At 73.2% G+C, this 12,084-nt stretch carries 11 protein-coding genes, 1 tRNA gene and 1 pseudogene; 11 read left to right on the forward strand and 2 right to left on the reverse strand.

Annotated elements, in window-relative coordinates; translation table 11 throughout:
* Window positions 1-60 precede the first annotated feature (60 nt).
* From F1D97_RS02660 to F1D97_RS02685, 6 genes are all read left to right on the forward strand, one after another.
* Complete coding sequence (locus tag F1D97_RS02660; protein ID WP_236122193.1) at window positions 61-1,734, forward strand: carboxypeptidase-like regulatory domain-containing protein; 1,674 nt, start codon at window positions 61-63, stop codon at window positions 1,732-1,734.
* A 144-nt stretch (window positions 1,735-1,878) separates the two neighbouring features.
* Complete coding sequence (locus tag F1D97_RS02665; RefSeq protein WP_236122194.1) at window positions 1,879-2,646, forward strand: hypothetical protein; 768 nt, start codon at window positions 1,879-1,881, stop codon at window positions 2,644-2,646.
* 298 nt (window positions 2,647-2,944) lie between these two features.
* A tRNA-Gly gene (locus F1D97_RS02670) sits at window positions 2,945-3,018 on the forward strand.
* A gap of 178 nt (window positions 3,019-3,196) precedes the next feature.
* A complete protein-coding gene (locus F1D97_RS02675; protein ID WP_236122195.1) occupies window positions 3,197-3,823 on the forward strand; it encodes a nucleotidyltransferase domain-containing protein in 627 nt (208 codons plus the stop codon).
* Window positions 3,824-4,020: 197 nt separating this feature from the next.
* Window positions 4,021-4,203, forward strand: a complete 183-nt coding sequence (locus tag F1D97_RS02680; protein WP_236122196.1) for a hypothetical protein — start codon at window positions 4,021-4,023, stop codon at window positions 4,201-4,203.
* A gap of 87 nt (window positions 4,204-4,290) precedes the next feature.
* A complete protein-coding gene (locus F1D97_RS02685; RefSeq protein ID WP_236122197.1) occupies window positions 4,291-4,626 on the forward strand; it encodes a DUF6966 domain-containing protein in 336 nt (111 codons plus the stop codon).
* Between the two features lie 48 nt (window positions 4,627-4,674).
* On the opposite strand, the gene F1D97_RS17455 is transcribed toward F1D97_RS02685, so the two are convergent.
* The gene (locus tag F1D97_RS17455; RefSeq protein WP_317618978.1) at window positions 4,675-4,989 is read right to left on the reverse strand and encodes a nucleotidyltransferase family protein; all 315 of its coding nucleotides are present in this window, start codon (window positions 4,987-4,989) and stop codon (window positions 4,675-4,677) included.
* 94 nt (window positions 4,990-5,083) lie between these two features.
* A pseudogene (locus F1D97_RS17525) lies at window positions 5,084-5,191 on the reverse strand (helix-turn-helix domain-containing protein); the annotation flags it as partial.
* A 244-nt stretch (window positions 5,192-5,435) separates the two neighbouring features.
* Between F1D97_RS17525 and F1D97_RS02695 the strand changes: the two are divergent.
* From F1D97_RS02695 to F1D97_RS02715, 5 genes are all read left to right on the forward strand, one after another.
* Window positions 5,436-8,987, forward strand: a complete 3,552-nt coding sequence (locus tag F1D97_RS02695) for a hypothetical protein (protein ID WP_236122198.1) — start codon at window positions 5,436-5,438, stop codon at window positions 8,985-8,987.
* A 61-nt stretch (window positions 8,988-9,048) separates the two neighbouring features.
* Window positions 9,049-10,032, forward strand: coding sequence for a hypothetical protein (locus tag F1D97_RS02700; RefSeq protein ID WP_236122199.1), 984 nt, complete (start codon window positions 9,049-9,051; stop codon window positions 10,030-10,032).
* 1 nt (window position 10,033) lies between these two features.
* Complete coding sequence (locus tag F1D97_RS02705; protein ID WP_236122200.1) at window positions 10,034-10,603, forward strand: hypothetical protein; 570 nt, start codon at window positions 10,034-10,036, stop codon at window positions 10,601-10,603.
* Entirely contained in the window at window positions 10,603-11,751 is a 1,149-nt protein-coding gene (locus tag F1D97_RS02710; RefSeq protein WP_236122201.1) for a M64 family metallopeptidase, read from the forward strand. The genes F1D97_RS02705 and F1D97_RS02710 overlap by 1 nt, the downstream gene beginning before the upstream one ends.
* Window positions 11,752-11,775: 24 nt before the next feature.
* Window positions 11,776-12,030 (forward strand): hypothetical protein, encoded by a 255-nt coding sequence (locus tag F1D97_RS02715; protein WP_236122202.1) that lies wholly within the window; start codon window positions 11,776-11,778, stop codon window positions 12,028-12,030.
* Window positions 12,031-12,084: the final 54 nt, after the last annotated feature.

The following is a 12,084-nucleotide window of genomic DNA, read 5'->3' on the forward strand; positions in this document are numbered from 1 at the left end:
CTGCCCGGGTCGGGGCACGGGTGATGGCGCATTCCGTGTGACCGCTGTCACACTGCGGCCATGCTGCGCGCCCTCGTCGCCACGACCGTCACCACCGGGCTCCTTCTCGGCGCGCTCCAGGCTCCGGCGACGGCCGACGACGAGACCGTCACCTACTCCGGCCAGGTGCTCACCGCGTTCGGCGGGAGCACGGTCGCCCACATCCACGTGAGCTGGTACGTCCCGGCCACGGGCGCGTACGGGTCCGTCGAGACGGAGCCGAACGGCCTGTACTCCCTCCCGGTCCCCACGGGCACGACGGACTGGTACCTGCTCGCGAACGTCGAGCTCCGGCCCAGCGGCGTCTACCCCGGCAACTACGAGTACTCGTACGCCTTCGTCGGGGCCGGCGGAGCCGAGGACTTCCTCTGGCAGACGCTCGACCCCCTGCCCCCCGCGGTCGAGGACGCCACGCTCGACGCCCACCTGCGCCGGGACGGCGAGCTCCGCGCGGGCGCGCTCCAGGACCTCGGCGCCGAGTCGTCGTACGAGCTCTGGAAGGCCGGCGGCAGCGAGCGGCCGCTGCGCACCTCCCGCCCGTGGGGCGAGCAGGACTACCAGACCTGGCCCATGACCCCCGGCCGGTACCGGGTCCTCCTGCGGCCGCGGGACGGTGTCCACCTCGACACGTTCTCCGACGTCGTCGACGTCATCGACGACATCGAGGTCGGGACAGGCATCGACCTGCGGGTCGGCGCGACGGTCACCGGACGCCTGCTCGCGTCCGGGAAACCCAAGTCGGGCCTCCAGGTCCGCGTCCAGGGTGAGCACGGGACGTGGAGCGCGACGACCGACGCGAACGGCCGCTACCGCGTGCGCGGACTGCCGACGGGGACGTACCGCGTGAGCGAGCAGCGCCTCGACAACGGGTGGTCCACCGGCACCGCGCTCGTCGCCGCGACCGAGGGCCGCACGACCACCCGCGACCTCACGCTCGTCCGCGAAGGTGCGCTCGCGGTCAGCGGGCCGGGCACGGTCGTCGTCGCGACGACCGAGGGCCGACGTGTCCGGGAGGTCACCGGCACGCGCGTGACGCTCCCGCCCGGCACGTACGACGTGTACGCGAGCGACCGCACCCGCTACGCGAGCAAGCGCGTCACCGTCCGCGCCGGGAAGACCACCGACGCGGGACGGCTGCGGCTGGGCCGCCTCACGGTCACCGCGTACGGCGACATACGCAGCGCCGACCAGACGGGCCGCAAGCGGGCCACGGTGTGCGACCTCCTGTGCGACGGCACCGACCCGCTCTCCGTGATCGCCGACGAGAACGGCCAGTTCACGGTCCCCGGAGTCATCCCGCACCTGCCCGCGACCATCACCGCGCAGCAGGTCGGCTGGGTCCCCGTCAGCGTCGAGGCGAAGCCCGCGCGGTCGGTGCACACCCCGATCAGGCTCACGCAGCGGATGGCGACGCTGCGCGGGCGCGTGCAGTTCCGCGGCGTGCCCGTCGCTGGGACGGTCGAGCTGGTCCAGAAGGGCACGGTCGTCGCGTCCCGCACGCTCGACGACGGCGCGTTCACGTTCGGCACGCGCGAGACGCTCCCCGGCACGTACCGGCTCCGCCTCGACGCCGACCCGTCGATCCTCACCGGTCAGCCGTTCTGGTACGACCTGCCCCCGGGTCTGACGAAGCTGACGCTCGCACCGGGTGACGTGCGCGACCTCGGCGCGGTCGAGGTGACGGTCGGTCGGTAGCGGGCCCGCACCACGGTCGTCACCGCGGCACTGCCTCTCGGCGGGTCGTCGCCCGCCGCCGCCGCCGACGACGACGTCGTCGTGACCTGCACGTCCCCCACCGGGGTGCTGCGCGAACCTGCCCGGTGCTGAGAGAGTTCGGCCGTGCAACTTCCGCCGCTGTCCCGGGTGCCGGCGCTCGTCGCCGTCGGCGGGCTGCTCGCGGGCGGGTTCACCGGTGCGCTCGCCGGCGGCGCGCTGGCGGACGAGGGCGGCCCGCGGCCGTTGCCGCGCGTCGCCGTGCGGTACGACACCGCGCACGTCATCACGGACCTCGCGCAGGCGCTCGCGGCCACCGACACCTACACGTTCGAGCTGCGCGTCGACCCGCAGGCTCCCGTCGTCGCGGGCGCCGCCGAGCGCGAGGGCGACGGGTGGGACCTCGTCGGACGCATCGACGAGGACGGCGCGACGAGCGAGCTGCGGCTCGTCGACGACGACGCGTACGCCTCCCTGCCCGGCCTCACCGACGGGTTCGCCCGCACGTCACGCACCGACCCCGCCGACCCGCTCGTCGGCGCGTACGTCGACTACCTCGCGGTCGTCGACCTGGGGAGCCGGTTCGCCGACATCCGCGACGCGGTGGCCTCCGTCGCGCCGGGCGGGGCGTCGATCACCGTCGACGACGTGGCCGCGCAGCCGTTCGACGTCGTCGTCGACCTGCGCCGCGCGACGGGCGCGACCGGTGAGCGGTACACGAGCGGCGCCGTCTCCAACCCGTACTGGATGCTCCGTCTGTGGATCGGCCCGGACGGACTGGTCCGCCGCTACGCCGAGCCGGCCGGCACCGTCGAGGCCGACCTCACGGGCTGGAACACGGACGTCGACATCGACCCTCCCGACGACTTCACCGAGCTCGACCCCCGCGCCTGACCCACCCCTCGTCGTCCCGTGCTCAGGTGCCCGGTCGACCGCGTGGTTCCTCCGACCCCGTGGTTCCTCCGGCTCCGACCGCCCGTTCCCGGAGCAACGACGGTCTCGGCGGGCAGGACGACGACGAACCCGCCATCCCTCCGGCTTCATGGGTCCGGACCCGGAGCAGACGCGGGGTCACGGCTGTCGACCGGCTCGGGGCGCCCGTCGGGATGCGGTTCGACTGGTCACGAGCGGCCGCTATGCTGTCGGGTGCCGACCGCGGCTCGGCGCCTCCGGGCGTCCGAGGACGGTTCGCGCGGGTGTAGTTCAATGGTAGAACTTCAGCTTCCCAAGCTGACAGCGCGGGTTCGATTCCCGTCACCCGCTCCATCGTTTCCGCAGGTCAGAGACTTGCGGACGCTGTGTCAGAGCTCGCTGGGGACCCTTCCGCTGGTCGGCTCGTTGCCACAACACCCTTGAGTTCGAGGCTGATTTCGCGCTGACGTGGCGACGGGAATGAGTACTATAGGTTTCACGTGAGTACTTCACGACTCACTTGGAGCCGATGATGGACGTCTCGAACCCGATCGCCGACGTGGTGCCGTCCGCCCACGGCCCCGTGCTTGCCGTGCTGGCGTCCACCTCGACACCGCTCACCGGCCGCGCGATCGCCGAGCTCACACGCCCGCGCGTCTCCCAGTCGCGCGCCGCGCGCATCCTCATCGAGCTCACCGGGTCCGGCCTCGTCGACCGGACCCCGGCAGGAGCCGCGTCACTCTTCTCCTTGAACCGCGAGCACGTCGCCGCATCGGCCGTCGAGGCGCTCACATCCCTGCGCCAGCGGCTGTGGAGCCGAATCAGCGAGCACGCAGACGGATGGCCCAAGCCCCCGGACGGCGTCGTCGTCTACGGGTCCGCCGCACGAGGCGATGGCGGCGGCGCCAGCGACATCGACCTCCTCGTCATCCGGCCCGCCGACGTGGACCCCGATGACGCCGACTGGCATGCGGCTGTCACGGACCTCGCCGCGCGCGTCACCCGCTGGTCTGGAAATCCGTGCGAGATCCTCGACCGCTCCGGTCAGGAGCTTCGGGCCATGGCCGCAGCGGGTGAGCGCCTCCTGAGCGAGATCCGGCGCGACGGGCGCGCGATCGTCGGGTCGATCTCACTGGTCCCTGCCCCGAAGGCAGCCTGAGGTGGGCGCCCGGGAGGACTCGCTCGGTCACCTGCGGAAGGCCCGCGAGTTCCTCGATGCTGCCGGCCTGGAGCTGGACCTGGAGCTCCATACAGCGGCGGCGTCATCGGCGGTGCTAGCCGGGATCAACGCCAAGGACGCGATCTGCCTCCAGATCACGGGTCGCACCGGCAAGTCCGAGGACCCACCGCTCCGCCGTGCCGGAGCTCGCCGCTGCCGGGCCCGCGGGCAAGGCACTGGAGTCAACTTTCCGCCGGCTCCTCGGGCTCAAGACCGCCGCGCAGTACCAAGCCGGGCCGATCAGTCGGACGGATGCCACGAAGGCCGTCGACTGGGCGACGCGCATGGTCGACGCCGCGCGGGACGTCACCGGCTCCTGACCGGCCCTCGGCCCGGTCAGACTCTCGGTCTGCACCGGCCCGTCCTCGTTCTCCGACACCCGACGCCAGGTCCCGTACCGTGACCGCGTGGACGACGACGAGGCCGACGAGCGGTACGACCGCCTGGTCGCGAACCTCGTCGCCGCTGCGGACCTCCTGACCCGCGTCGGTGAGTCGTACTGGGCGGCGTGGATGACTGAAGCGCACCGCCAGATCACCGCGCAGGACGCGCACGGACTCGAGCACCTGCTGCGCGCCTACGGCGGCATGGGCAGCTTCACCGAGATCGCCTCCGTCCTGCACCACAGGCACCTGCCTGACGACCTCGACACCTGCCACGCGGAGGCCGAGCTGAGCCGGCTCGGCTCGGCCCTGCACGACGACGCGGACGCCCTGCTCCGCCGCTTCGAGCACCACCGCTAGCTCCGCGCCGACGAGGTCGCGGTCGGTCGGGCGCAATCGTCGCGCGACCTAGAGACGGACCGCCTCGGCCGAGGCGGAGTCGGCGACGTGCGGGGCGAGGGCGCTCGCGGGTGCGACGTCGACGCGCTCGCTCAGCAGGGCCGAGACCTCGTCGGCGATCGCCCCCAGTGGGAGCAGGCCCCGGGTGTGGACGTCCAGGTCGACGAGCAGGTCGATGTCGGAGTCCGGGCCGTCCTCGCCGCGTGCGACGGAGCCGAAGACCCGGACGTTGGAGGCGCCGTGCCGGTGCGCGATGCGCGATGCGCCGCACGCGGTCCCGGTTCGCGCGCAGCTTCGCCATGCGCGGCGAGCGGACGTCGAGATGACGCGGCGACGACGTCGCTCCGATCTCCAGTCGCTGCCCCATCGCCGCGAGCAGGCGGTCCAGGGTCTCGACCGACGGCGAGGCGACCCCCGACTCGTAGCGCGAGATTGCGGGCTGCGACGTCCCGGCCCGTGCCGCGAGCGCGTCCTGGCTCAGCCCGGCCGCCTCCCGGCTCGTCCGGATCAACGTCGCTGCATCCACAGTCCCGCCATACCGCTAGAGGTATACCCGCCACGGGTGACAGTCGCGGATCTCTCGTGGGGTCGTGCGTTTCTCGCCAAGTCGTGCAGAGGAACGCGCGACTTGCCGAGAAACGCACGACTTCGCCGGGGGCGGGGGCGGGCGGGGGCGGGTGGGTGAATCGTGGTGGGAGGGGGGCGCGGTGACGGGTGGGTGACGGTGTGGTGGCGGTCGGTGCGTGCCATGGCTGTGGCGGCACGACGACGTGAGCACAGCCGAGGAGCAGGGGAGCACCGTCATGGCACGCGAGAACCAGGGGATCCGGGTCTCCATGAAGCCCCAGGCGCCGGGGACGGGCCCGACACCGGGCCGCGACCCGAACGAGCCCGGCGGCACGCGCGACGGAGCCTCGACGGACCCGGGCCGGATCCCCGTGCAGAGCCTCGACCTCGAGGACCTCGGCCTGCAGGTCGACATCGACCTCGAGCAGGTCAAGTCGGTCCTCGAGGACCGGCTCAAGGCGACCGCGCAGATCTTCTCCACGCTCGACGTGGTGAAGAAGGACCTCGACGTCTTCCTCCCGAAGGTCCCCGAGCAGCTGCCCGCGGCGGTGTACGGGCGGTTCGTGAACCCGGACGGGTCGCCGGCGGCGCTGGTCGCGGTGACGGCGCTCGCGCCGCAGGGGCCGTCGTCGTCGCCGGACGGCTCGTCGTACGACGTCAAGCTGCCGTGGTCGAACCCGGAGACGCGCACCGACTCGCGCGGCGCGTTCAAGATCGTGCTGCCGCCGCGTCCGCTGCCCGACGACGGGCTGCGGCTGCTGGTGCGCGGCGGGAACCGGATCGTGGAGTACGGGCTGCGGCGCTCGGACCTGGTCGCAGGCGCGGGGAACGTGGGGCTGCTGCCGCTGGACGAGATCGTCACGCCGCTGCCGCGCAGCGTCGTCTCCCAGCTCGGGGACGTGGTGCTGCCGACGAGCGAGGACGACGTGCTCGCGGACCCGGGCGAGTTCGCGGAGCCGGTGCCGGCGTTCACGCTCGGGCAGGGCGAGTGCGGGCAGTCGTTCCGCTCGAACGCGGGGGTCGTGGACCGGTTCCGGTACTCGATGCTGGTGCGGCTGGTCGCGCCGCAGCTGTCGAACCGGCGGCTCGCGTCGCGGTTCGGGCGCGGCGACAGGTTCGCGTCGCTGTCGGCGAGCACCGTCGGGCTGGGCCGCTACCTGGGTGCGGGCCAGATCGCGGAGGCGATGGGCGAGCTGGGCTCGTGGGAGATCGTCGAGCGGGTGCCGATCGAGCAGCCGATCGACGTGCAGTCGTTCCTGGACCGCGTGGAGACGGACCCGCGGTCGGTGCCGAAGGCCGCGAGCCTCGGCATGGGCTACATCGTCAAGATGCACCAGACGTGGATCCCGCAGGGTCTGTCGCTGGGCGACCTGGTGTACTCGCTGCCGCTCGCGCCGGGTGAGCAGCAGCGCATCGCGATCTCGGAGGAGACCGAGACGCTGTCGGTGCGGGACCTGGAGTCCATGACGGCCGACGAGCAGCAGTCGTACAACGAGCGCGCGGACTCCTCGACGAACGCGGTGTTCCAGTCGGCGTTCGACGAGTCGGCGAGCGGCGGGTCGCGCATGAAGGTCCGCACCGAGGCGGGCAGCTTCGGCGGCGGGCTGGGCATCGGCGCGATGTTCTCCGGCGTGGTCGCCGGCCTCGGCCTGGCGGGCGGGTACTCGGACTCGACGACGACGGGCTCGTCGTCGTCGTGGCAGACCGCGAGCCGCGACTACGTGTCGAACGCGTCGCAGGACTTCCACTCGAGCCTCGCGCGGCAGGCGGCGGCCCGACGACGCTCGTCGCGCACGTCCGTGCGGCTGGCGAGCTCGAGCGAGAGCCGCCAGGTGGTCACGAAGGTCATCACGAACCACAACCACAACCACGCGCTCACGATGATGTACTGGAGCGCGCTGCGGCACTTCGCGGTGTCCAGCCAGGTCGACGACGTGCAGCTCATGGCGTTCGTGCCGCTCGAGCTCGTGCAGTTCCTGCCGACGTTCCAGCCGCGCACGCTGCCGACGGGCGAGTACACGCGCGCGCAGCTCATGGCGCGGTACGACGCGCTGCTGCGCCACCACGACGTCATCGAGCCGCGCGTGCGGTTCAAGCCGGAGCTGACGCGCGGCCTGAAGGTGCTGCGCTCGCTCGCGGGCAACCCGACGATGACGGTCCAGGCGTCGTCGGGCAGCGCGGTGGACATCGTCAACCTCACGGTCACGGGCACGTTCCTGCCGTTCGAGGACGTGTACGTCACGGCGGTCTCGTCGACGGGCGCACGCGTGGGGCCGGTGAAGATGTCCGCCGCGAGCGCGAGCGTCACGACGGGGCTCCCGACGAAGGCCGCGCTGCTGCAGCACCTGCGCGACCGCCGCGCGGGCTCGTTCGAGACCCGCACCGCGGCGCTCACGCTGCCCGACCACATCGCGCGCAGCGAGCTGTCGCGGTTCGAGTTCTCGCGCACGTGGCGCACGTTCAGCTACAAGACCGACCCGCTCGCGGGTGTCGACCTGGGCGCGCTGTCGAACATCTTCGACATCCTGCGCAGCCTCGACGTGACGATGGCGGCCGACGAGCTCGAGCGTGAGCTGGGCGGTCCGGTCGTGTTCGACCCGACCGCGGTGATCGGCCCGCTCGACGTGATCGAGGCGTACAACGGCGCGGGAGGCACGGAGCGCATGCCCGTCGTCATGCCCGTCGCGGCGAAGCGTCTGCCGCCCGAGCTGTCGTTCGCGGACGTGCTGCGCATCGAGGGTCTGCTGCAGCACGTCGTGCAGAACACCGTCGCGTACTCGAAGGCCGTGTGGCAGTCCCTCACGCCCGAGGAGCGCGCCATCATGCTCGAGCAGTACACGATCGGCGTGCCGACGGGCGGCATCCCGGACGCGTCGCAGCAGGTCCCGCTGCTGAACTGCGTGGCGAACGAGGTCGTCGGGTACTTCGGCAACGCGGCGCTCATGCCGTTCTTCATCCCGGCGCCGCTGGCCGAGAAGGTCGGCTTCACGTCCCGGGACATCCAGGAGGCGCTGCTCAAGTTCCACCGGCAGGCGTTCGCGCCGCCGCAGTCGTCGATCACGCTGCCGGCGCGCGGCGTGCTGGGCGAGGCGGTCCTGGGCTCGTGCGCGTCGGCCGAGAAGATCGACCTCACGCGGTTCTGGAACTGGCAGGACTCGCCCGCCGACGAGGCGGAGAAGACCGCCGACGTGGCGACCGCGTTCGGCTCGGCCAACCAGCTCGTCGGCCCGAACGGCGCGCAGGGTCCGGCGTCGCTCGAGTCGAGCCCCATGATCACGATCAACCAGGGCCCGACGGCACTCACGCCGGCCGAGCTGGCGACCGCGCTCATCGCGTCGCAGCCGACGACGAACCTGCCGACGGACCTCACGGGCCTCACGCAGCTCGGGGCGCAGATGAAGGTGCAGACCGAGACCACGGCGGACTCCCTCACCAAGACCATCGCCGAGGCGTCGGGGCTGGCGAAGGCCGCGATGACGGCCGTGACCGGGGCGATCGACGCCAAGAACGGCGGCAAGGACCAGGGCGGCACGGGCTCGGGCGGCACGGGCTCAGGCGGCACGGGCTCAGGCGGCACGGGCTCGGGTGGCACAGGCTCGGGCGGCACGGGCTCGGGCGGCACGGGCGGCGGGTCCGGCGGCTCCGGCTCCGGCGGGTCCGGCAGCGGGTCCGGGGGCTCGGGCGGCAGCGGAGGGTCCGGTGGGTCCGGGGGCTCCGGCAGCCCCGTCGACGGCGGCGCGGCCCCCAGCCTCTGACACGGCACGCGCACGCCTGACCGGCCCGACGACGAACGACGACGAACACGGAGACGAGACGATGTCCGAACCGACCACCACCCCCGCGGCGAGCACCGCCGAGGACCGCGCGATCGACGCGCTCACGAGGATCCTCGACTCCGCGATCTCCCCGCAGATGCTCGAGGCGCAGCAGCTGATCCTGCGTCGCCTGGCGACCGCGGGCGACCTGTTCCCGTCGCGCGTGCCGGCCCCGCTGAACATCACGCAGGTCGGCGGGTACCTCAACCTCATCCAGGACGACGCGGTGATGCGCGCGCAGGTGCTGGCCTCGACGCTCGGCGTCGCGGGCCCGAACCCGACGCCGGGCTTCGACCCGGTGCTCCCCCCGCTGTACCTCACGGCCCGCGTCAACGACCGGCCCGCGGGCGGCGCGCAGGCGGCGATCCCGGTGAGCGTGCAGGTGCGCAGCGACCTGGCGGCCGCGTTCGACGCGGTGCGGGCGGCGCTGCACGCGCAGGGCGCGACGCTGCCGGTGCTGAGCGCGGTGCGCCCGCTGCCGCCCGCGGGCATCGGGGTGCCGGCGCCCGACGACCTGCTGCCGTACCTGGGCCGCGTGCTCGAGCTCGTGCCGTCGACCGCGCTGGTCGACCCGGCGACGGACGCGCTCGCGCTCGGGCAGGAGGGCGGTGCGGGCCCGCAGACGCTGGTGGCGCGCGTGCTCGACCCTGCGGCGCCGGACGCGGGCTCGGTGCCCGAGGCGGCGTGGAGCCTGTGGGACTGCGACGCGACGGCGTGCACGCAGGTCACGGTCACGGGCAGGTTCGTGCGGCTGGCTCCTGTGCTCGAGGGCGCGGGCTGGTACGCCCCGCCGCCGGGTGCGCCGACGTCCTCGTCGGACGCGGGTGCCTGGTACCGGTTCACGAACACGACCGGCCTGGTCGCGGGCGTCAGCCGGTTCGGCGACGAGCTCGCGCTGATGTGGTCGGCGGGGCAGATCGCCGCGTCGAGCGTGCGCGAGAAGGTCGCGGCGGTGTGGGACGGCACGGCGTTCGTGGAGGCGTGACATGAGCGAGGACGCGGGCGGCACGGGGACGGGCGGCGGCACGCGCGGCGGTCCGGGCCGCGACGACGAGGAGCAGCGCGACGCGGGGCGTCCGGCGCTGCGCCCGTCCCAGGTGCGCGCCGCTGCGGCGCGTGCCCAGGAGGCGGCCGCGGCCGGCGGGGGCGACTCGCCCGCGCCGGCCGCCTGGCGCGTCACGTTCTCCTACACCGGCGAGAAGGTCAGCGTGGTCGCGCAGCAGCACGTCGCGATGCTCGCCCCGCCCGACGACCGCGCGCTCGTCGAGGCGGGCTCGCGCGGCTCGTGGGCGGAGGTGCGCGACGCGGACGGCACGGTCCTGTACGCCCAGGTGCTGCACCAGCCGGTCCGCGCGCAGCACGAGGTGCACAACCGGTACGGCGTCGCCCCGAAGCAGGTGACGGCGGACGAGGTGCGCGGCGCGTTCCAGGTCGTCGTGCCGGACCTGCCGGGCGGCGTGGAGCTCGTGGTGCGCGGCCGGGCGGACGTGGACGACGCGGCGCGCAAGGCCCCGCGCCAGCTCGTGAAGGTGCGACTCGGACAGGGGCAGGGCTGATGGGCGTCGCCGACGGTGCGGTCGTCTCGACGACGAAGATCGTCGACCACGGCCCCGACGCGAGCCGCTGGTGCCTGGTCATCCTCGCGGAGGGCTACCGGGCGGCCGAGCTGCCGAAGTTCCGCACGGACGCCGAGGCGTTCGTCGCGCGGTTGTTCGCGACACCGCCGTTCACGGAGATGTGGTGCGCGATCAACGTGTACCGGGTCGACGTGTCGTCGACCGACTCGGGCGCGGACGAGCCCGTGGCGTGCGCCGACGAGCCCGCGCCCGGCACCGGGTCGGGCGCGACGCCGCGCACGTACTTCGACGCGACGTACTGCAACAACGGCATGCGCCGGCTGCTGTACGGCGACGAGGCGCTCGCGCTGGTCACCGCGAGCACCGCGGTGCCGGAGGTCGACGCGACGGTCGTGATCGTCAACAACCCGGTCTACGGCGGCGCGGGCGGCTCGACGGCGTGGTTCTCCACCGCGCCCGACGCGGCGGAGATCGGCATCCACGAGCTCGGGCACTCCGCGTTCCGCCTCGCCGACGAGTACGGCGGCGGCACGACCGGCCCGTGGCCCGGCGGCGAGCCCGTCGAGCCGAACGTCACCACGGACACGGCCCGCGCGACGACGAAGTGGCGCGACCTGATCGCCGCGACCACACCGCTGCCCACGCAGACCCGCGCGCCGCGCCCGTGCATCGGCCCGGACACCGAGGCCGCGAGCCCGGTCGCCGCGGACGTCGTCGGGCTGTTCGAGGGCGGCTCGATCTTCAACTGCGGCATCTACCACCCCATGCACAAGTGCAAGATGCGGCTGCTGAGCGAGCCGTTCTGCGTGGTGTGCCGGCGCGCGATCGCCGCGGTGCTGCAGCCGCACCTGCCCGCGTTCAGCGGCCCGCACACGGGCCGGCAGTTCACGGGGCCGGTCGCGCCGCGACAGACGGTCACGTGGTTCACGTACGACTGGCCGGCGTGCTGGCACACGGTCTGGACGGTCGTGCCGACCTCACCCGTGACGCCCGTGGGCGGGGTGCGATGGGAGGTGCGCGTGCAGCGCACGTCGCGCGAGCGGCTGCAGTACTGGGTCGCGGTCACGAACGAGACGGACCAGCCCGTCACGGTCGACGGTCGCTACGAGGTGGTCGCGACGGTCTGACCGGACGCGCGGATAGGGGATGTCATGCAGGTCGGCACGCAGTTCGCCGGGCCGGTGCCCGCGGGCGCCAGCAAGAAGTGGTTCACGCACTCGTGGCCCGTCGGGGAGCACGTGGTGTGGACGGTGGTCCCGACGACGATCGGCGCCACCGGTGCGCAGGTCGCGTGGGACGTGCAGGTGCAGATGGCAGGCGCGGGCCTGCTGACGTACTGGATCACGGTACGCAACCTGTCCGCGGCCGAGGTGCAGGTCCAGGGCCGCTACGCGGTCCTGACGTGACCTGGTCCCGGCCGCGAGGTTGCTCCGAGGCGCCGCCACCACCGCAGGACGTGT

The organism is Cellulomonas palmilytica (genome assembly GCF_021590045.1).
GTDB lineage: Bacteria > Actinomycetota > Actinomycetes > Actinomycetales > Cellulomonadaceae > Cellulomonas > Cellulomonas palmilytica.

Coding starts and splice junctions, on each gene's coding strand:
- F1D97_RS02660 (WP_236122193.1), top strand. CDS start 61: ATGCTGCGCGCCCTCGTCGCCACGACCGTCACCACCGGGCTCCTTCTC.
- F1D97_RS02675 (WP_236122195.1), top strand. CDS start 3,197: ATGGACGTCTCGAACCCGATCGCCGACGTGGTGCCGTCCGCCCACGGC.
- F1D97_RS02700 (WP_236122199.1), top strand. CDS start 9,049: ATGTCCGAACCGACCACCACCCCCGCGGCGAGCACCGCCGAGGACCGC.
- F1D97_RS02705 (WP_236122200.1), top strand. CDS start 10,034: ATGAGCGAGGACGCGGGCGGCACGGGGACGGGCGGCGGCACGCGCGGC.
- F1D97_RS02710 (WP_236122201.1), top strand. CDS start 10,603: ATGGGCGTCGCCGACGGTGCGGTCGTCTCGACGACGAAGATCGTCGAC.
- F1D97_RS02715 (WP_236122202.1), top strand. CDS start 11,776: ATGCAGGTCGGCACGCAGTTCGCCGGGCCGGTGCCCGCGGGCGCCAGC.